The organism is Pseudomonas sp. OVF7 (assembly GCF_030644265.1).
Lineage (GTDB): Bacteria > Pseudomonadota > Gammaproteobacteria > Pseudomonadales > Pseudomonadaceae > Aquipseudomonas > Aquipseudomonas gorinensis.
Genome location: NZ_CP128996.1, coordinates 2242661 through 2263198 on the forward strand (window position 1 = coordinate 2242661; position 20538 = coordinate 2263198).

Sequence of the window (20538 nt, forward strand, 5' to 3'; positions counted from 1 at the left end):
TACCCGGAATCTGGCTTACAGCTTGCCAGCGTTCTCGGTCAGGTAAGCCGCAACACCTTCAGGCGAAGCGTTCATGCCTTTATCGCCTTTTTTCCAGTTGGCAGGGCAGACTTCGCCGTGTTCTTCGTGGAATTGCAGGGCGTCGACCAGACGGATCAGCTCTTCCATGTTACGGCCCAGCGGCAGGTCGTTGATGATCTGCGAGCGCACAACGCCCTTGTCATCGATCAGGAACGCGCCACGGAAAGCCACGCCGCCTTCGGACTCAACGTCGTAGGCCTTGGCGATGTCGTGCTTCATGTCGGCAGCCATGGTGTATTGGACTTTGCCGATGCCGCCATCATTGATGGCAGTATTACGCCAGGCGTTGTGGGTGAAATGGGAGTCGATGGAAACGGCGACCACTTCAACATTGCGCGCCTTGAAATCGGCCATGCGGTGATCCAGGGCGATCAGTTCCGAAGGGCAGACAAAGGTGAAGTCCAGCGGGTAGAAAAACACCAGGCCGTATTTGCCTTTGATGGCTTCAGACAATTTGAAGCTGTCAACGATTTCGCCATTGCCGAGGACGGCTGGGACGTCGAAATCCGGGGCTTGTTTACCGACGAGTACGCTCATGGGTTATCTCCTGATGTAGGGGTGACGATTGAAGTAAAAGGACCGGCCTCGAGTCTGTCGCACCTAAGCGACAGACCTGTGACGCAGTCACGCTTCGTGAAGACCGAACATCATACACTGAAAAAACCGTTCGTCAGCGCGCGGGCGTTTAGCCTAAAGACCTACGATTCTACTTTGACAATCATTCTCGTTAACATTAAGATCCATCGCACTTAAGCCTCAACCCGCGACGGTTCTCCCTTATGTATGTCTGCCTCTGCACTGGCGTCACCGACGGACAAATCCGCGAAGCAATCTATGAAGGTTGCTGCAGCTACAAAGAAGTGCGTGAAACCACCGGCGTTGCCAGCCAATGCGGCAAATGCGCCTGCCTCGCCAAGCAAGTGGTACGGGAAACCCTGACGCAGCTGCAAACAGCCCAGGCCGCGCTCCCCTACTCAGCAGAATTTACACACGCTTAAATAAGCGTGTTTTAAAGAACCGGACAGAGTGTCCGGTTTTTTTATGCCCGTATTTCAATTAGTTAGCGTCAAGACGCGGAACACAAACATTCTTATTCCTATTAATTTTCATTTATTATTCAATAACTTAGGTTTGACAGTAGGGGTTTCGACACTCAAACTCCGCCCTATATACAGCTATTACAGGGCAGGACCCCAGTCATGAAAGGCGACATCTCAGTCATCCAGCAACTCAATAAAATCCTTGGCAATGAACTGGTCGCGATCAATCAGTACTTCCTGCATGCACGCATGTATGACGATTGGGGCCTCGAAAAGCTGGGCAAACGCGAATACAAAGAATCGATCAAGGCCATGAAGGACGCCGACGCGCTGATCAAGCGCATCCTGTTCCTGGAAGGCCTGCCCAACGTGCAGGACCTGGGCAAGCTGAACATCGGCGAACACACCCAGGAAATGATCAACAGCGACCTGGGCTTCGAGCGCAAGAGCCACAGCGACCTCAAGGCCGCCATTGCCCACTGTGAAACCAAAGGCGACTTCGGCAGCCGTGAACTGCTGGAAGATATCCTGGAAGACCAGGAAGAACATATCGACTGGCTGGAAACCCAACTGGGCCTGATCGACAAGGTCAGCCTGGAGAACTACCTGCAATCGCAGATGGGTGAATAACCCTTAGCGACAGGTACAAAAAAGCCCCGCTCTCTCAGGAGAAGCGGGGCTTTTTATTACGCGCTTTTACACCAGCATCAAGCTTCAGTCTTGGCTGCCGCTTTTGCCGCTGCGTCTTTGATCAGCGTCTGCAACGAACCGTCAGCGGCCATTTCAGTGATGATATCGCTGCCGCCGACCAGTTCACCGTCAACCCACAGCTGTGGGAATGTCGGCCAGTTGGCGTACTTAGGCAGGTTGGCGCGAATTTCCGGGTTTTGCAGGATATCCACGTAGGCGAACTTCTCGCCACACTGCATGACGGCCTGGGACGCCTTCGCGGAGAAACCGCACTGCGGAGCGTTTGGGGCGCCCTTCATGTAAAGCAGAATGGTGTTGTTGGCAATCTGCTCTTTGATCGTTTCGATGATATCCATGGAACACCTCGGCTGGAACTTTGCGACTCACAGGTCGGCACGGTGGCGCATTGTAACGCAAAATTCCAGCGCGGTGCTCGGGCACCTTATGCGGCCGCGACCTGTACAGGCACGCCATTGAGCGCCGCGTTCCCCGACAGCTCATCCAACTGCCGCTCGTCGGTCAGGTCGTTGGCACTGGCCCCAGGCTGAGTGCTGGCGATAGCCATCTGCACCCCCGGACGCCCATGCCCCCAACCATGGGGCAAGCTGACGACGCCAGGCATCATGTCCAAACTGGCCACGACCTCCACCTCAATCATGCCGATACGCGAACTGACCCTCACCCGCTGCCCATCACTCAACCGACGGCTGGCCAGGTCATCAGGGTGCATCAGCAACTGATGGCGCGGCTTGCCCTTCACCAGCCGATGATAGTTATGCATCCAGGAATTGTTGCTGCGCACATGGCGGCGGCCGATCAGCAGCAGTTCGTCGTCCACGGGTACCGGCTGCGCCGCAAAACGCGCCAGGTCTGCCAGGATCACCGCAGGGGCCGCCTGCACCTGGCCGTTGGCCGTTTTCAGTCGCGCGGCAAGATTGGGCTTGAGCGGCCCCAGGTCCACGCCATGGGGATGGTCCGCCAGCATTGCCACCGACAATTTGTGAGCGGACGCATCACCGTAGGCGCCCGCGCGCAGCCCGAAATCGATCATCTGCGCCGGCGGCAGGGTCGGCTTGAGTGCCACACCGGTCCGCGCCGCAAAAGCCTTGGCCAACCCGACAAAGATTTCCCAGTCATGCAGCGCGCCCTCAGGCTTGGGCAGGATCGCGCGATTGAAACGGGTGACATTGCGTACGGCGAACATATTGAACGTGGTGTCGTAATGGTCGTTTTCCAGCGCCGAGGTGGACGGCAGGATCAGGTCGGCGTATCGCGTGGTTTCGTTGATATAGAGGTCGACACTGACCATGAACTCGAGCCCGTCCAGAGCCTGTTCCAACTGACGCCCATTGGGTGTCGAGAGCACCGGGTTACCGGCCACCGTCACCAGGGCGCGGATCTGTCCTTCGCCTTCGGTGAGCATTTCCTCAGCCAACGCCGACACGGGCAACTCGCCGCCGTACTCCGGGCGCCCGGAAACCCGGCTCTGCCAGCGGTTGAAATGCCCACCACCGGTGGAGGCCACCAGATCCACTGCAGGGCTGGTGCAGAGCGCGCCACCCTCGCGGTCGAGGTTGCCAGTCACCAGGTTGATCAATTGCACCAGCCAATGGCACAGCGTGCCGAACGCCTGGGTCGAAACCCCCATCCGTCCGTAACACACGGCCTTGTCCGCCGCGGCGAAGTCCCGCGCCAACTGGCGAATCTGCCCGGCAGGCACCGCACACTGACGGCTCATGGCCTCTGGGGTAAATCCGGCGATAGCGCGGCGTACTTCTTCCAGGCCCTCAACCGGCAGATGGCTGTCGCGGGTCAGGTCCTCGGCAAACAGCGTGTTGAGCAAGCCAAACAATAGCGCCGCATCCCCGCCAGGCCGCACGAAAATGTGCTGGTCGGCCATCGCCGCCGTCTCGCTGCGCCGCGGATCGACCACCACCACTTTGCCCCCCCGGGCCTGGATGGCCTTGAGACGCTTCTCCACATCAGGCACGGTCATGATGCTGCCGTTGGACGCCAGGGGGTTGCCGCCGAGGATCAGCATGAAGTCGGTGTGGTCGATGTCCGGGATCGGCAGCAACAGGCCATGGCCGTACATCAGGTGACTGGTGAGGTGATGGGGTAATTGGTCCACCGAGGTTGCGGAAAACCGATTGCGCGTCTTCAACAGGCCGAGAAAGTAGTTACTGTGGGTCATCAGCCCATAGTTGTGCACGCTGGGGTTGCCCTGATACACCGCCACGGCATTCTGCCCATGCCGCGCCTGGATCCCCGCCAGTCGCTCGGCGACCAGGGCAAAGGCGTCTTCCCAGGGGATCGGCTGCCATTCGCTGCCCACCCGCAACATAGGCTGGTGCAGGCGGTCCGGGTCATTCTGGATATCCTGCAACGCCACAGCCTTGGGGCAGATATGGCCGCGACTGAACGTGTCCTGCGGGTCCCCCTTGATCGAGGTAATGGCCAGGCTACCGTCGTCGGCGCGGGTGGTTTCCAGGGTCAAGCCACAAATGGCTTCGCACAGATGGCAGGCACGGTGATGGAGAGTCTTGGTCATGGCCAGTCTCTTTATTGGGCTTTGGCCCAACTATGGGCCGCGACCGCCAGAGGCGCCAGCAACGTTCGTCCTGTGAATCGACGAGCATCAGGCTAAGCCATGGCTAAGCGTGAGCAAATGTTTCAGAAAACGCCTGCGCAGCCCCTGAAAGCGACGCAGCCTGGCCTGGGCCCGGCCTCGCAGATTGCAAAAGGTCGTAACGCCAGTGTACAAATGACCCGCTGCTGTCAGGAAATCGTCTTCAAAAGCGCTCTCGCGCCCTTCTTGAACACCCCTAAAAACCGTAGCCCTATTGGTAAGACGCGACATTTAATTATAAGATCGCGCCTTCCCCTATTTCGTCGCCCCGTGCGGCTTTCGCCGCAGGTCTCGCCCGTTGTCACAATAAACAAGGCTTTGAGTATCTGCGGTCTGTTGCAAAAAGGTAGTTAATGATGAGCGCAAGGCACTTTCTCTCCCTGATGGATTGCACGCCCGAAGAGCTGGTCAGCGTGATCCGTCGAGGCATTGAGCTTAAAGACCTGCGTAACCGCGGCGTACTGTTCGAGCCTTTGAAAAACCGCGTGCTCGGGATGATTTTCGAGAAGTCGTCGACTCGCACCCGCCTGTCCTTCGAAGCCGGCATGATCCAGCTGGGTGGCCAGGCCATCTTCCTGTCGCCGCGCGACACCCAACTGGGCCGTGGCGAGCCGATCAGCGATTGCGCGATCGTCATGTCGCGCATGCTCGATGCGGTGATGATCCGTACCTTTGCCCACAGCACCCTGACTGAATTTGCCGCCAACTCACGCGTCCCGGTGATCAACGGCCTGTCCGATGACCTGCACCCTTGCCAGTTACTGGCGGACATGCAGACCTTTCTCGAACACCGTGGCTCGATCCAGGGCAAGACCGTGGCCTGGATCGGCGACGGCAACAATATGTGCAACAGCTATATAGAAGCGGCGATCCAGTTCGATTTCCAACTGCGTATCGCCTGCCCGGAAGGCTACGAGCCTGACGCCCGCTTCCTGGCACAGGCGGGTGACCGCGTCACCGTTGTGCGCGACCCGCGCGAGGCGGTGATCGGTGCGCATCTGGTCAGCACCGACGTCTGGACCTCCATGGGCCAGGAAGACGAAACCGCCAAGCGCCTGGCGCTGTTTGCGCCATTCCAGGTAACCCGCGCCCTGCTCGACCTGGCCGCGCCGGATGTGCTGTTCATGCACTGCCTGCCCGCCCACCGTGGCGAAGAAATCAGCCTCGACCTGCTTGACGATCAACGTTCGGTCGCCTGGGACCAGGCTGAAAACCGCCTGCACGCGCAAAAGGCCCTGCTTGAGTTCCTGGTCGAGCCGGCGTACCACCACGCATGAGCCAGTCCTTACTGCTGAACCTGCGCAATCTGGCATGCGGCTATCAAGACCAACGGGTGGTGCAGAATCTCAACCTGCACCTGAATGCCGGCGACATCGGCTGCCTGCTGGGTTCCTCGGGGTGCGGCAAGACCACCACCCTGCGCGCGATTGCCGGGTTCGAACCGGTGCACGATGGTGAAATCAGCCTGGCAGGCGAAGTCATCTCCAGCGCCGGCTTCACCCTTGCCCCAGAGAAACGTCGCATTGGCATGGTCTTCCAGGACTATGCGCTGTTCCCTCACCTCTGCGTGGCCGACAACATCGCCTTCGGCATTCGCAAGCACCCGCAGAAAGACCGCGTGGTCGCCGAGCTGCTGGAGCTGGTCAATCTGAAGAACCTGGGCAAGCGCTTCCCCCACGAGCTTTCCGGGGGGCAGCAGCAACGTGTGGCCCTCGCCCGTGCCTTGGCGCCGGAGCCCCAACTGCTGCTGCTGGATGAGCCGTTCTCCAACCTTGATGGCGAACTGCGGCGCAAGCTCAGCCACGAGGTGCGCGACATCCTCAAAGCCCGCGGCACCAGTGCGATCCTGGTAACCCATGACCAGGAAGAAGCTTTCGCCGTGAGCGACCATGTCGGCGTATTCAAGGAAGGCCGCCTGGAGCAGTGGGATACGCCCTACAACCTCTATCACGAACCTCTGACGCCCTATGTCGCCAGCTTCATTGGCCAGGGTTATTTCATTCGTGGCCAGCTAAGCACCCCGGAATCCGTCAATACCGAGCTGGGCGAACTGCGCGGCAACCGTGCCTACTCCTGGCCGACCGGCGGCGCCGTGGACGTGTTGCTGCGCCCGGACGACATCGTCTACGCGCCGGACAGCGCTTTGAAAGCGCGAATTGTCGGCAAGACCTTCCTCGGCGCATCGACCTTGTACCGCTTGCAACTGCCGACCGGCGCACAACTGGAATCGATCTTTCCCAGCCATGCCGACCATCAGGTCGGTGCGGATGTCGGGATTCGCGTCGCGGCTGAACACCTGGTGCTGTTCCAGGCCTGCGGCAGCGTCGCGGCGCAGGTACCACGGTCCGAGTCAGGCGTACGGCGCTACAGCCCGGCCAGCAGTATTTGAAGAAACCGGGTCGAAATGTGGGAGGCCCCCGACTTAGCACCGTCGCACAGCAAACTGCCCCCCTTGCCCTGATGCCGTTCAGTCAAGGCTTTTTTGTAGGAGCGAGCTTGCTCGCGAAAAACTCACAGGCGCCGCGTTGATTCAGGAAACACGCGTCATCGTTGACGTTTTTCGCGAGCAAGAACTAGGCGTCCCCCTCGCTCCTACAGAATGCGATGTACGCTTAACTGAACGGCATTAGGGCTTGCCCCGGTACAACCCAGGGGCATGGTTTACAGGCAATACGCAGGATCAGGAAGTAACTGATCAAGCCCTGCCAATCGGCGCGAATTTGGCCTGGGTATGTTCCGCCAGCACTGCGGCGGACAACTCCACTTCCAGCCCCCGTCTCCCCGCACTGACAAAAATCGTCGCGAACGGCTGCGCCGTCGTATCGATAAACGTGCGCAAGCGCTTTTTCTGCCCCAGCGGGCTGATACCGCCCAACAGGTAGCCCGTCGACCGTTGCGCCGCCGCCGGGTCAGCCATCTCGACTTTTTTCACCCCGGCCGCATGGGCCAAGGCTTTTAAATCCAGACTTCCGACGACCGGCACCACCGCCACCAATAACTCGCCTTTTTCGCTGCTCGCCAACAGGGTCTTGAACACCTGAGCCGGGTCAAGACCCAACTTTTCCGCGGCCTCCAGACCATACGACGACGCTTTGGGATCGTGTTCATAACTGTGAATGCGATGTTCGGCGCGAACTTTTTTCAACAAATCCAGTGCGGGGGTCATGCATGCTCCAGGCGTGGCAAACAGAGGACAGATTCTAGGCCAAGCCTACACAAAACGCTCTAGTACGCCCCTGACTCCCGTCAACACTTGCGGTGACGAGCGTGATCATTCATCAAACCTATAGTTGGAAAATGACTAATAGTTCACTTTCGACCTTTGACAGGCGTCATTCTTGTCTATATTTTTTCGTTTCCGAATACTGTAGGAATACAGCCGCAGTATTCGAGCAGTAAGCCGCGCCGAGGATGGGGATCCTCGACACGGTGAAAATCGCGCAAGGCCCGTTGAGGCCCGACGCCTGACAAGAACAACAAATTGAGGTTTTCCATGACAACTGCACTTCAACAGCCTTCACTTTCGAGCCAATGCATGGCCGAATTCCTGGGGACTGCGCTTCTGATCTTCTTCGGTACAGGATGTGTCGCTGCCCTCAAAGTCGCGGGTGCCAGCTTTGGTTTGTGGGAAATCAGTATCATCTGGGGGATCGGCGTCAGCATGGCGATCTACCTGAGCGCCGGTATCTCCGGGGCTCACCTCAATCCGGCGGTGAGTATTGCCCTGTGTCTTTTCGCCGATTTCGACAAGCGTAAACTGCCCTTCTATATCCTCGCCCAGGTCGCCGGTGCCTTCTGCTCCGCGGCGCTGGTGTACACGCTCTATAGCAATCTGTTTTTCGATTACGAACAAACCCACCATTTGGTGCGTGGGACCCAGGCCAGCCTGGAACTAGCCTCGGTGTTTTCGACCTACCCCCATGCGCTGTTGAGCACCGCTCAGGCGTTCCTGGTGGAAATGGTCATCACCGCCATCCTGATGGGCGTGATCATGGCCCTGACCGACGATAACAACGGCTTGCCACGCGGCCCCCTTGCTCCGCTGCTGATTGGCTTGCTGATCGCAGTCATCGGCAGCGCCATGGGCCCATTGACCGGTTTTGCGATGAACCCTGCGCGGGATTTCGGGCCCAAGCTGATGACCTTTTTCGCCGGCTGGGGTGAAATGGCCTTTACTGGCGGACGCGACATTCCCTACTTCCTGGTTCCGATTTTCGCGCCGATTGTCGGTGCTTGCCTCGGTGCCGCGGCTTATCGCGGGCTGATTGCCCGCCATCTGCCAAGCGCCGCACCTGCCGCAGCGGAGGCCAAAGAAGCCGCCGTCAACGGCGAAACGCGTATTTCCTGATAGCAACCGCCTGGGCCCTACTGCCCTTTTAGTGATCCAGGCCGTTTCCAACTCCCTTATTTCTCGTCCAAGGCAATCGACATGACCGACATTCAGAATAAGAACTACATCATTGCCCTTGATCAGGGCACCACCAGTTCGCGGGCGATCATCTTTGATCGTGACGCCAACGTGGTCTGCACCGCCCAGCGTGAATTCGTCCAGCACTACCCGCAGGCGGGCTGGGTCGAACATGACCCGATGGAAATCTTCGCCACCCAGAGCGCGGTAATGGTCGAGGCCCTGGCCCAGGCTGGCCTGCACCATGACCAGGTTGCCGCTATCGGCATCACCAACCAGCGTGAAACCACCGTGGTCTGGGACAAGGTCACCGGTCGCCCGATCTACAACGCCATCGTCTGGCAGTGCCGCCGCAGCACCGAAATCTGCCAGCAGCTCAAGCGTGACGGCCACGAGCAATACATCAGCGACACCACCGGCCTGGTCACCGACCCGTACTTTTCCGGCACCAAGCTCAAGTGGATCCTCGACAATGTCGAAGGCAGCCGCGAACGTGCGCGCAACGGCGAACTGCTGTTCGGCACCGTCGACAGCTGGTTGATCTGGAAATTTACCGGCGGCAAGACCCACGTCACCGACTACACCAACGCCTCGCGCACCATGCTCTTCAACATCCACACCCTGGAGTGGGACGCGAAGATGCTGGAAATCCTTGATGTGCCGCGCGAGATGCTGCCGGAAGTCAAGTCGTCGTCGGAAATTTACGGTCGCACCAAGAGCGGCATTGCCATCGGCGGCATCGCCGGTGACCAGCAGGCCGCGCTGTTCGGCCAGATGTGCGTTGAACCGGGCCAGGCCAAGAACACCTACGGCACCGGCTGCTTCCTGCTGATGAATACCGGCGACAAGGCCGTGAAATCCAAGCACGGCATGCTCACCACCATCGCCTGCGGCCCGCGTGGCGAAGTGGCCTACGCCCTGGAAGGCGCGGTATTCAACGGTGGTTCCACCGTGCAGTGGCTGCGTGACGAGCTGAAAATCATCAACGACGCCCACGACACCGAATACTTCGCCGGCAAGGTCAAGGACAGCAATGGCGTCTACCTGGTACCCGCGTTTACCGGCCTGGGCGCCCCCTACTGGGACCCCTACGCCCGTGGCGCGTTGTTCGGCCTGACCCGAGGCGTACGCGTGGATCACATTATTCGTGCAGCCCTTGAGTCGATTGCCTACCAGACACGCGACGTACTGGACGCGATGCAGCAGGATTCCGGCGAACGCCTCAAATCCCTGCGGGTGGATGGCGGCGCAGTGGCCAACAACTTCCTGATGCAATTCCAAGCCGACATCCTCGGCACCCAGGTCGAGCGCCCGCAAATGCGCGAAACCACTGCACTGGGCGCGGCCTACCTGGCGGGCCTGGCTTGCGGGTTCTGGGGTAGCCTGGACGAACTGCGTGGCAAGGCGGTGATCGAGCGCGAATTCGAACCTCAGCTTGAAGAAGCCGCCAAAGAGAAACTCTACGCCGGCTGGCAAAAAGCAGTGAGCCGCACCCGCGATTGGGAACCCCACGAAGGCGCTGAATAAGCCAAGCGCAGGACCCATATAGGGTTGTAACTGGCAGGGAGCAGATTCCTGCGTCATCATGGGCCACTTTTGTATGGCAGCCCAAAGGACGCCCCATGAATCTGCCTCCCCGCCAGCAACAAATCCTCGAACTGGTCCGCGAACGCGGCTACGTCAGTATCGAGGAAATGGCGCAGCTATTCGTTGTCACCCCGCAAACCATCCGCCGCGATATCAACCAGCTGGCGGACGCCAATCTGCTGCGCCGCTACCACGGCGGCGCGGCCTATGACTCCAGTGTCGAAAACACCGCCTACGCCATGCGTGCCGACCAGATGCGCGACGAGAAACAGCGCATCGGCGAAGCCATCGCCGCGCAAATCCCCGATCACGCGTCGCTGTTCATCAACATCGGCACCACCACCGAATCCATCGCACGTGCGCTGTTAAACCACAATCACCTGAAAATCATCACCAACAACCTCAACGTCGCCACCATGCTCAGTGCCAAGGACGACTTCGATGTGTTGCTGACCGGCGGTAATGTGCGCCGTGATGGCGGCGTGGTGGGCCAGGCCAGCGTGGACTTTATCAACCAGTTCAAAGTCGACTTCGCCCTGGTGGGTATCAGCGGCATTGACGAGGACGGCAGCCTGCTCGACTTCGATTACCAGGAAGTGCGGGTGTCACAGGCGATCATCGCCAATGCACGCCAGGTGATCCTGGCGGCGGACTCGAGCAAGTTCGGGCGCAATGCCATGATTCGCCTGGGGCCGATCAGCCTGGTGGACTGCCTGGTGACCGACCAGCAGCCCGTACCGGCGCTGGTGCAGTTGTTGAACCAGCATAAGGTTCGCCTGGAAGTGGTCTAGCGCCTGCATTGACGCCATCGGGGGCAAGCTCCCTCCCACCTTTGATGTGTGAACCCGCTCAAATGTGGGAGGGGCGGTGCGACGATTCGACTTGCCCCCGATGGCGATCTATCTGACAGGCCATTGCCTAAGCCTGCCTCGGTTTCATGTTCACAAATTTTCTTTTCTCGCCCCTTCGATGAGTTTTTTCAATCGAAGTCGGGTGGCTGTGGGCGCGTTTATCAGCTACCATTTTCGCAAATGAACATTAATGTTCGAATTCCAATACGAAAAAGATCGCGAGGCCAGCCGATGAACCCTTCTACCTTGCCTGCTCCACCGCTTGCCGAAGTCTATGACGTTGCCGTTATCGGTGGCGGGATCAATGGCGTCGGCATTGCAGCAGACGCAGCCGGGCGCGGTCTGTCGGTGTTCCTTTGCGAAAAGGACGACCTGGCCAGCCACACCTCTTCCGCCAGCAGCAAGCTCATCCATGGCGGCCTGCGCTACCTCGAACATTACGAATTCCGCCTGGTGCGCGAAGCCCTGGCCGAACGTGAAGTGCTGCTGGGCAAGGCACCGCACATCGTCAAACAAATGCGCTTTGTGCTGCCACACCGCCCGCACCTGCGTCCGGCGTGGATGATCCGTGCCGGCCTGTTCCTGTATGACCACTTGGGCAAGCGGGAAAAGCTCGCCGGTTCGAAAAGCCTCAAGTTCGGCCCTGACAGCCCGCTGAAAAGCGAAATCACCAAAGGCTTCGAATACTCCGACTGCTGGGTCGATGACGCCCGCCTGGTCGTACTCAATGCCATGGCCGCCCGTGAAAAAGGCGCGCATATCCACACCCAGACCCGTTGCGTCAGCGCCCACCGCAGCAAGGGCCTGTGGGAAATGAACATGGAACGCGCCGATGGCAGCCTGTTCTCGATCCGCGCCAAGGCGCTGGTGAATGCAGCCGGCCCATGGGTCGCCAAGTTCATCAAGGAAGACCTGAAGCTCGATTCGCCCTACGGTATCCGCCTGATCCAAGGCAGCCACCTGATCGTGCCGAAACTGTATGAAGGCGCCCACGCGCACATCCTGCAGAACGAAGACCAGCGTATCGTCTTCACCATTCCCTACCTGAACCACCTGACCATCATCGGCACCACCGACCGCGAATACACCGGCGACCCGGCAAAAGTGGCGATTACCGAAGGCGAAACCGACTACATGCTCAAAGTCGTCAACGCCCACTTCAAGAAACAGCTGAGCCGCGACGACATCGTCCACACCTACTCCGGGGTGCGTCCGCTGTGCAATGACGAGTCGGACAACCCCTCGGCCATCACCCGCGACTACACCCTGTCCCTCTCCGGCGGCACGGGCGAAGCACCGATCCTGTCGGTATTCGGCGGCAAGCTGACCACCTATCGCAAGCTCGCCGAATCGGCGATGGCGCAATTGGCACCGTACTTCACCCAGATGCGCCCAAGCTGGACTGCCACGGCCAGCCTGCCCGGTGGCGAGGACATGACCACGCCAGAAGCGCTGGCCGAGGCCATTCGCGCCAAATTCGACTGGGTACCCAGCGAGATCGCGCGCCGCTGGTCCACCACCTACGGCAGCCGTACCTGGCGCCTGCTGGAAGGCGTGCACACCCTGGCCGACCTGGGTGACCACCTGGGTGGCGGCCTGTACACCCGCGAAGTCGACTACCTGTGTGCCGAAGAGTGGGCGACCCAACCCCAGGACATCCTGTGGCGCCGCACCAAGCTCGGCCTGTTCACCACCCCGGAAGAACAGGACAACGTGCAACGTTACCTGTCCAAGGTTGAACAGAACCGTAGCCGCATCCAGGCAGCCTGACGGACCCGTCGTACAAAAGCCCCTGCGCCCTGTGGCCCAGGGGCTTTTTCATGCCGGCCTCCACATTCGGTTTTCCGAACGCAATCCATCATCCGATTCGGTTTGCCGGATCTAACCGTTGCAAATTTGCCGTCACGCGAAGTTAATCTCGATATAAATCAACCGGTTAACCTTTTCCTCCCGGTCTGGCACGACTCATGCTCTACACTCTCTCACGATTGCCTTGGACGCCTCAGGAGCCGTCACGGGCATTCGCCGTACAAGAGAGCCGTCTAGCCGGCTTCATAAAAAAAACAAATGTCGAGGAAGTATTGATGCGCATCGTTCCCCATATTTTGGGCGCAGCTATCGCTGCTGCTCTGATCAGCACTCCAGTTTTCGCCGCCGAACTCACCGGCACACTGAAGAAAATCAACGACTCCGGCACCATCACCCTCGGGCACCGCGACAGCTCCATTCCGTTTTCCTACATTGCGGATGCTTCAGGCAAGCCAGTGGGCTACTCCCACGACATCCAGCTGGCCATCGTCGAAGCCCTGAAAAAAGACCTGAACAAACCCGACCTGCAGACCAAGTACAACCTGGTCACCTCGCAGACCCGTATCCCGCTGGTGCAGAACGGCACCGTGGACATCGAGTGCGGTTCCACCACCAACAACGCCGAACGCGCCCAGCAAGTCGCCTTCACCACCAACATCTTCGAAATCGGCACTCGCCTGCTGGTCAAGAAAGACAAGGAAGGCAAGCCTAGCTACGCCGACTTTGCCGACCTGAAAGGCAAGAACGTCGTGACCACCGCCGGCACCACGTCCGAGCGCATCATCAAGGCGATGAACGCCGACAAGCAGATGGGCATGAACGTTATCTCCGCCAAAGACCACGGCGAGTCCTTCCAGATGCTGGAAAGCGGCCGTGCCGTAGCGTTCATGATGGACGACGCCCTGCTGGCCGGTGAAGAGGCCAAGGCCAAGAAGCCGGATGACTGGGTCATTACCGGTACACCGCAGTCCTTTGAAGCCTATGCCTGCATGGTTCGCAAAGACGACCCAGCCTTCAAGAAAGCCGTGGATGACGCCATCGTCGGCCTGTACAAGTCCGGCGAAATCAACAAGATCTACGCCAAGTGGTTCGAAAGCCCGATCCCACCAAAAGGTCTGAACCTTAACTTCCCGATGAGCGAAAAGGTCAAGGAACTGATCAAGAACCCGACCGACAAGCCGGCGCCGGAAGTAAAGATCTAAATACTGACTAACCTTATCTCCTGAGGGAGCCAACGCTCCCTCAGGCGTCTGTTACTACCTGCTGGCTGTATTTTGGAACACTCGACCTGGCGGTTTTCGAGCCGATCGCGTGTGCCTGACGTTCGTCGTCAGGCGGGAAAGGATCTTCCCCAAGCGGGTGCTTGTACATCGATCGATCTCGAGGGGAGACCCTAATGAATTACAACTGGGACTGGGGCGTGTTCTTCAAGTCCACCGGCGTGGGCAGCGAGACTTATCTCGACTGGTACATCGCCGGCCTGGGCTGGACCATCGCCATCGCTGTCGTGGCATGGATTATCGCCTTGCTGCTGGGGTCCATTCTGGGCGTCATGCGCACCGTGCCAAACCGTCTCGTATCGGGCATTGCGACCTGCTACGTGGAACTGTTTCGTAACGTACCGCTGCTGGTGCAGCTGTTCATCTGGTACTTCCTGATACCCGACCTGCTGCCGCAGAACCTGCAGGACTGGTACAAGCAGGACCTCAACCCGACCACCTCGGCCTACCTGAGCGTTGTCGTGTGCCTGGGCCTGTTCACCGCCGCCCGTGTGTGTGAACAGGTGCGCACCGGCATCCAGGCGCTGCCACGTGGCCAAGAAGCGGCCGCACGCGCCATGGGTTTCAAGCTGCCGCAGATCTACTGGAACGTGCTGCTGCCCCAGGCCTACCGGATCATCATTCCGCCGCTTACCTCGGAATTCCTCAACGTGTTCAAGAACTCCTCCGTGGCGTCCTTGATCGGCCTGATGGAACTGCTGGCGCAAACCAAGCAGACCGCCGAGTTCTCGGCCAACCTGTTCGAGGCCTTCACCCTGGCCACGCTGATCTACTTCACCCTGAACATGAGCCTGATGCTGCTGATGCGCGTGGTCGAGAAGAAAGTCGCAGTGCCCGGCCTGATCTCCGTGGGGGGTAAATAATGGAATTCGATTTCAGCGGCATCATCCCCGCCATCCCGGGCCTGTGGAACGGCATGGTCATGACCTTGAAGCTGATGGTCATGGGCGTGGTCGGCGGCATCATCATCGGCACCGTCCTGGCCCTGATGCGCCTGTCGTCCAACAAGCTGTTGTCCCGCGTGGCCGGCGCCTATGTGAACTACTTCCGTTCGATCCCGCTGCTGCTGGTGATCACCTGGTTCTACCTGGCGGTACCGTTCGTACTGCGCTGGATCACCGGCCAGGACACGCCAATCGGGGCATTCACCTCCTGCGTCGTGGCGTTCATGATGTTCGAGGCCGCGTACTTCTGCGAGATCGTACGGGCCGGCGTGCAGTCGATCCCCAAGGGCCAGATGGCCGCCGCACAAGCGATGGGCATGACCTACGGCCAGACCATGCGCCTGATCATCCTGCCCCAGGCGTTCCGCAAGATGACCCCGTTGCTGCTGCAACAGAGCATCATCCTGTTCCAGGACACCTCGCTGGTCTACACCGTGGGCCTGGTGGACTTCCTCAACTCCGCCCGCTCCAACGGCGACATCATTGGCCGCTCCAATGAGTTCCTGATCTTCGCCGGTGTCGTCTACTTCATCATCAGCTTTTCCGCCTCGCTGCTGGTCAAGCGTCTGCAAAAAAGGTTTGCCGTATGATCTCTATCAAGAATGTCAACAAGTGGTATGGCGACTTCCAGGTGCTGACCGATTGCAGCACCGAGGTCAAGAAAGGCGAAGTGATCGTGGTGTGCGGGCCGTCCGGTTCGGGCAAATCCACCCTGATCAAATGCGTCAACGCGCTGGAACCGTTCCAGAAGGGCGATGTGATCGTCGACGGCACTTCCATCGCCGATCCGAAGACCGACCTGCCGAAGTTGCGTTCGCGCGTGGGCATGGTGTTCCAGCACTTCGAGCTGTTCCCGCACCTGACCATCACCGAAAACCTGACCATTGCGCAGATCAAGGTGCTCGGCCGCAGCAAGGAAGAAGCCACCAAGAAAGGCCTGCAACTGCTTGATCGTGTTGGCCTGTCGGCCCACGCCCACAAGCACCCTGGCCAGCTTTCCGGTGGCCAGCAGCAACGTGTGGCGATTGCCCGCGCCCTGGCCATGGACCCGATCGTCATGCTGTTCGACGAACCGACCTCCGCCCTCGACCCGGAAATGGTCAACGAAGTGCTGGACGTGATGGTGCAACTGGCCCAGGAAGGCATGACCATGATGTGTGTGACCCACGAAATGGGCTTCGCCCGCAAAGTGGCCGACCGCGTGATCTTCATGGACGCCGGCAAGATCATCGAAGACTGCCCGAAAGAAGAATTCTTCGGCGACATCAGCGCCCGCTCCGAGCGTGCGCAGCACTTCCTTGAGAAAATCCTGCAGCACTAAAAACAGCAGCGCTCCCTTCTGCGAGGGCGAGCGGGCTTGTTGTGGCGAGCGGGCTTGCCCCGCGTTGGGCCGCGGAGCGGCCCCAGTACCGAGGAATGCGGTGTGTCAGGCAATCCTCAGTAGCTGGTTTGGGGGCCGCTTCGCGGCCCAACGCGGGGCAAGCCCGCTCGCCACCACAAGCCCACCCACCACAAGCCCGCTCGCCACAATCAGTCCGCTCGCAGCAGGACAAACATCGTCACCATAACTGGTTGACCCAAGGCATCTGTGATGAAATGCGACCCCAACCTCTATCGCGCCGCGCCGCCATCACTTGCCGTGAAGCCCCGCCTGATTCGCCAACTATTCCTGCCGCCGTTGATCATCGCCCTGATGGTCGGCCTAGGTTACATCGGCTTCTGGATCAGTGAGTACTACGGTATCCGCACCCTCAGCGATACCGGCGAGCGCCAACTGGAGTTGCACGCCCGCACGGTCGAAAGTGAACTGAGCAAATACACCTACCTGCCCAGCCTCCTGGAACTGGAGTCCAGTGTCTCCAAGCTGCTGGCCGACCCAAACCAGGAAACCCGCAAAACCGTCAACGACTACCTCGAAGGCCTGAACCGACGCAGCCGCAGCCGGGCCATCTACGTGATGGACACCACCGGCAGGGTGCTGGCCACCAGCAACTGGCGCGACGCCGACAGCTACCAGGGTGAAGACCTGTCCTTCCGGGCCTATTTCCAGAACGCCGTACGCGGCCAGCCAGGGCGTTTCTACGGCATCGGCAGCACCAACGGCGAACCCGGCTACTACCTGGCCCACGGCCTGGAAGAGCACGGCAAGATCATCGGCGTCGCCGTGGTCAAGGTGCGCCTCGAAGCCTTGGAAGAACGCTGGCAGCGCGCACGCCTCGAAGCATTTGTCAGCGATGAGAACGGAATCATCATCCTCTCCAGCGACCCGGCCCGCCGCCTCAAGGCCGTGCGACCGCTGAGTGACGAGACCAAGGAACGCCTGGCCCACAGCCTGCAATATTACTGGGCCACGCTCAACGAGCTGGAACCCCTGGCCCGCGAGCGCCTCAACGAAGGCACCGAAAAACTGACCTTCCCGGCCAACAGCGAAGTGGTGGCGGACGAGCGGGAGGTCAGCTACCTCGCCCAGACTCGACCGCTGAGCGACACACCCTGGAATTTCACCCTGCTCACCCCGCTCAACGACCTGCGCCGCGCCGCAATCAACCAGGGCATCCTGGTGGCCGTCGCCTTTGGTCTGGTGGCATTCCTGTTGATTGCCTGGAACGAGCGGCGCAAAGTCATCGCCACCCGCCTCGCCGCTCGGGAGGCATTGCAGGAAGCCAACAGCCAGCTGGAACGTCGGATTGCCGAACGTACCGCCGACCTGCGCGCCAGCAACGAACGGCTCAAGGGCCAGATTCGCGAACGGCGCCAGGCCGAAGAGACCCTGCGCCGCGCCCAGGATGAACTGGTGCAGGCCGGCAAGCTCGCCGCCATCGGCCAGATGTCCACCAGCATCGCCCACGAACTGAACCAACCCCTGGCCGCGCTGCGCACGTTGTCCGGCAACACGGTGCGCTTCCTCGAACGCGGGGCGCTGGATACCGCCAGCGCCAACCTCAAGACCATCAACGAACTGATCGACCGCATGGGCCGCATCACCGCCAGCCTGCGCTCCTTCGCCCGGCGTGGCGATGACCAGGGCGAAGCCAACCTGGGCAAGGCCGTGGACGCCGCGTTCCAGGTGCTCGGCGCACGCCTGGACAGCCTGCCGCTGACCCTGCACCGCGACTTCTCCCCTGCCCTTTTGCAGATCGACCAGACACGCCTGGAACAGATCCTGGTCAACCTGATCGGCAATGCCCTCGATGCGATGCAGGCACAACCGGCCCCCGAACTGTGGCTCGAAGGCAGCAGCGCCGACGGTAAATATCGCCTGCTTGTGCGCGACAACGGCCACGGCATCGACCCCGAGGCACGCAAGCATCTGTTCGAACCGTTCTTCACCACCAAACCCGGCGAGCAAGGCCTCGGCCTGGGCCTGACCCTGTCCGCCAGCCTCGCGGCGGCCACGGGTGGCAACCTCGCCGTGGAACACCCAGCCAGTGGTGGTACGGCCTTTGTCCTCTGCCTGCCTTTGGCGGGCGCTCAAAAAACTGAGTCGACATGAACGTAGAAAAAAACACTGACCTGACCGTCCTGATCGTCGAAGACGACCCCCATGTGCTGCTCGGCTGCCAGCAAGCCTTCGCGCTGGAGGACATCCCCAGCGTCGGTGTGGCCAGTGCCGAAGAGGCGTTGAAGCACGTCGACGAAAACTTTGCCGGCATCGTCATCAGCGATATTCGCCTGCCGGGCATCGACGGCCTGGAACTGCTGACCCGCCTCAAGGCCCTGGATAAAAGCCTGCCGGTGGTGCTGATCACCGGGCATGGCGATATCTCCATGGCCGTCGGCGCCATGCGCAACGGCGCCTACGACTTCATGGAGAAGCCCTTCTCCCCCGAGCGCCTGGTCGATGTGGCCCGCCGCGCCCTGGAACAACGTGGGCTGGCGCGGGAAGTCTGGTCGCTGCGCCGCCAGTTGGCCGAGCGCGATTCCCTTGAAGGCCGCATCATCGGCCGTTCGCCGGCCATGCAGAACCTGCGCGAATTGATCGCCAACGTCGCCGACACCTCGGCCAACGTGCTGATCGAAGGCGAGACCGGCACCGGCAAGGAACTGGTCGCGCGCTGCCTGCATGATTTCAGCCGGCGCCACGATCACCCGTTCGTTGCGCTGAACTGTGGCGGCCTGCCGGAAAACCTGTTCGAAAGCGAAATCTTCGGCCACGAAGCCAACGCCTTTACCGGCGCCGGCAAACGTCGCATCGGCAAGATCGAACACGCCCACCAAGGCACGCTGTTTCTCGATGAAGTGGAAAGCATGCCGATCAACCTGCAGATCAAGTTGCTGCGCGTGTTGCAGGAGCGCACCCTGGAACGCCTGGGTTCGAACCAGAGCGTGGCCGTGGATTGCCGGGTGATCGCCGCCACCAAGTCCAACCTCGATGAACTGAGCCGCGCCAACCAGTTCCGCAGCGACCTGTACTACCGCCTCAACGTGGTCACCCTGGAACTGCCGCCCCTGCGCGAACGCCGCGAAGACATCCTGCAACTGTTCGAGCACTTCCTGCAGCAGTCATCACTGCGCTTTGACCGCAGCGTGCCGGACCTCGACAACCAGACCCTGTCCAGCCTGATGAGCCACGACTGGCCCGGTAACGTGCGCGAACTGCGCAACGTCGCCGAACGCTTCGCCCTGGGCCTGCCCGCCTTCAAGAAAAGCGGCGCCAGCAGCGGCGGCCAGGGCCTGGCCTTTACCGAGGCCGTGGAAGCCTTCGAGCGCAACCTGCTCAACGACGCCCTGCAACGCAGCGGCGGCAACCTGACCCAGGCCAGCCAGGAACTGGGGATGGCCAAGACCACGCTGTTCGACAAAGTCAAGAAATACGGGTTGAGCCACTGATGGATCTTGTATTGAAGGCCGCACTGGGCGCGGCAGTGGTGCTGATCCTGGCGGCGCTGGCCAAGACCAGAAACTACTACATCGCCGGGCTGGTGCCGCTGTTTCCGACCTTTGCGCTGATCGCTCATTACATCGTCGGCAAGGGCCGCTCGGTGGACGATTTGAAGACCACGATCCTGTTTGGGATGTGGTCGATCATTCCGTATTTTGTGTACCTGGCGACGTTGTACGTGATGGTGGATAGGATGCGGCTGGAGGCCTCTTTAGCCGTAGCAGCGGTAGCGTGGCTGATGGCCGCGACGGTGTTAGTCAGCGTGTGGGTACGCGTCCACGCCTGACACCACTCAATCCAATTGTGGGAGCAAGCCCCCTTCCACCGTTTTATCCCG

Annotated in this window: 19 protein-coding genes; 15 read left to right on the top strand and 4 right to left on the bottom strand. The window is 60.2% G+C overall.

Going from position 1 to position 20538, the window contains the following annotated elements; genetic code table 11:
• Positions 1 to 15: 15 nt before the first annotated feature.
• Complete coding sequence (locus QU606_RS10275; RefSeq protein ID WP_024073714.1) at positions 16 to 618, bottom strand: peroxiredoxin; 603 nt, start codon at positions 616 to 618, stop codon at positions 16 to 18.
• A gap of 242 nt (positions 619 to 860) precedes the next feature.
• Here QU606_RS10275 and QU606_RS10280 point away from each other — a divergent pair, with 242 nt between their 5' ends.
• Complete coding sequence (locus QU606_RS10280; protein WP_010564137.1) at positions 861 to 1079, top strand: bacterioferritin-associated ferredoxin; 219 nt, start codon at positions 861 to 863, stop codon at positions 1077 to 1079.
• Between the two features lie 201 nt (positions 1080 to 1280).
• Positions 1281 to 1751 (top strand): bacterioferritin, encoded by a 471-nt coding sequence (gene bfr, locus QU606_RS10285; protein WP_024073713.1) that lies wholly within the window; start codon positions 1281 to 1283, stop codon positions 1749 to 1751.
• 77 nt (positions 1752 to 1828) lie between these two features.
• On the opposite strand, the gene grxD is transcribed toward bfr, so the two are convergent.
• Together grxD and QU606_RS10295 are read right to left on the bottom strand one after the other, a co-directional pair.
• Positions 1829 to 2167: a Grx4 family monothiol glutaredoxin gene (gene grxD, locus QU606_RS10290; protein ID WP_024073712.1), complete on the bottom strand. Its 339-nt coding sequence runs from the start codon at positions 2165 to 2167 to the stop codon at positions 1829 to 1831.
• Between the two features lie 86 nt (positions 2168 to 2253).
• Entirely contained in the window at positions 2254 to 4362 is a 2109-nt protein-coding gene (locus QU606_RS10295; protein ID WP_304998360.1) for a molybdopterin oxidoreductase family protein, read from the bottom strand.
• A 434-nt stretch (positions 4363 to 4796) separates the two neighbouring features.
• Here QU606_RS10295 and argF point away from each other — a divergent pair, with 434 nt between their 5' ends.
• The gene (gene argF, locus QU606_RS10300) at positions 4797 to 5717 is read left to right on the top strand and encodes an ornithine carbamoyltransferase (protein WP_024073710.1); all 921 of its coding nucleotides are present in this window, start codon (positions 4797 to 4799) and stop codon (positions 5715 to 5717) included.
• A complete protein-coding gene (locus tag QU606_RS10305) occupies positions 5714 to 6829 on the top strand; it encodes an ABC transporter ATP-binding protein (RefSeq protein ID WP_069075352.1) in 1116 nt (371 codons plus the stop codon). Before argF ends, QU606_RS10305 begins: the two co-directional genes overlap by 4 nt.
• Before the next feature lie 306 nt (positions 6830 to 7135).
• On the opposite strand, the gene ybaK is transcribed toward QU606_RS10305, so the two are convergent.
• Complete coding sequence (ybaK, locus tag QU606_RS10310) at positions 7136 to 7606, bottom strand: Cys-tRNA(Pro) deacylase (RefSeq protein WP_024073708.1); 471 nt, start codon at positions 7604 to 7606, stop codon at positions 7136 to 7138.
• Between the two features lie 327 nt (positions 7607 to 7933).
• Between ybaK and QU606_RS10315 the strand changes: the two genes are divergently transcribed.
• From QU606_RS10315 to QU606_RS10365, 11 genes are all read left to right on the top strand, one after another.
• The gene (locus tag QU606_RS10315) at positions 7934 to 8788 is read left to right on the top strand and encodes an MIP/aquaporin family protein (RefSeq protein WP_024073707.1); all 855 of its coding nucleotides are present in this window, start codon (positions 7934 to 7936) and stop codon (positions 8786 to 8788) included.
• Between the two features lie 81 nt (positions 8789 to 8869).
• Complete coding sequence (glpK, locus tag QU606_RS10320) at positions 8870 to 10375, top strand: glycerol kinase GlpK (RefSeq protein WP_024073706.1); 1506 nt, start codon at positions 8870 to 8872, stop codon at positions 10373 to 10375.
• Between the two features lie 95 nt (positions 10376 to 10470).
• On the top strand, positions 10471 to 11226 hold the full coding sequence (locus QU606_RS10325) for a DeoR/GlpR family transcriptional regulator (RefSeq protein WP_010212755.1): 756 nt from the start codon (positions 10471 to 10473) through the stop codon (positions 11224 to 11226).
• Between the two features lie 291 nt (positions 11227 to 11517).
• Positions 11518 to 13056, top strand: a complete 1539-nt coding sequence (gene glpD, locus QU606_RS10330; protein WP_102625271.1) for a glycerol-3-phosphate dehydrogenase — start codon at positions 11518 to 11520, stop codon at positions 13054 to 13056.
• 314 nt (positions 13057 to 13370) lie between these two features.
• Complete coding sequence (locus QU606_RS10335; protein ID WP_024073703.1) at positions 13371 to 14297, top strand: glutamate/aspartate ABC transporter substrate-binding protein; 927 nt, start codon at positions 13371 to 13373, stop codon at positions 14295 to 14297.
• A 194-nt stretch (positions 14298 to 14491) separates the two neighbouring features.
• Complete coding sequence (locus QU606_RS10340; RefSeq protein ID WP_024073702.1) at positions 14492 to 15238, top strand: amino acid ABC transporter permease; 747 nt, start codon at positions 14492 to 14494, stop codon at positions 15236 to 15238.
• Entirely contained in the window at positions 15238 to 15909 is a 672-nt protein-coding gene (locus QU606_RS10345; RefSeq protein WP_024073701.1) for an amino acid ABC transporter permease, read from the top strand. The genes QU606_RS10340 and QU606_RS10345 overlap by 1 nt, the downstream gene beginning before the upstream one ends.
• Positions 15906 to 16640 (top strand): amino acid ABC transporter ATP-binding protein, encoded by a 735-nt coding sequence (locus QU606_RS10350; protein WP_024073700.1) that lies wholly within the window; start codon positions 15906 to 15908, stop codon positions 16638 to 16640. The genes QU606_RS10345 and QU606_RS10350 overlap by 4 nt, the downstream gene beginning before the upstream one ends.
• A 270-nt stretch (positions 16641 to 16910) precedes the next feature.
• Positions 16911 to 18812 (top strand): sensor histidine kinase, encoded by a 1902-nt coding sequence (locus QU606_RS10355; RefSeq protein WP_041160851.1) that lies wholly within the window; start codon positions 16911 to 16913, stop codon positions 18810 to 18812.
• The gene (locus QU606_RS10360) at positions 18809 to 20149 is read left to right on the top strand and encodes a sigma-54 dependent transcriptional regulator (RefSeq protein WP_024073698.1); all 1341 of its coding nucleotides are present in this window, start codon (positions 18809 to 18811) and stop codon (positions 20147 to 20149) included. Before QU606_RS10355 ends, QU606_RS10360 begins: the two co-directional genes overlap by 4 nt.
• The gene (locus QU606_RS10365; RefSeq protein WP_024073697.1) at positions 20149 to 20487 is read left to right on the top strand and encodes a GlpM family protein; all 339 of its coding nucleotides are present in this window, start codon (positions 20149 to 20151) and stop codon (positions 20485 to 20487) included. Before QU606_RS10360 ends, QU606_RS10365 begins: the two co-directional genes overlap by 1 nt.
• Positions 20488 to 20538 lie beyond the last annotated feature (51 nt).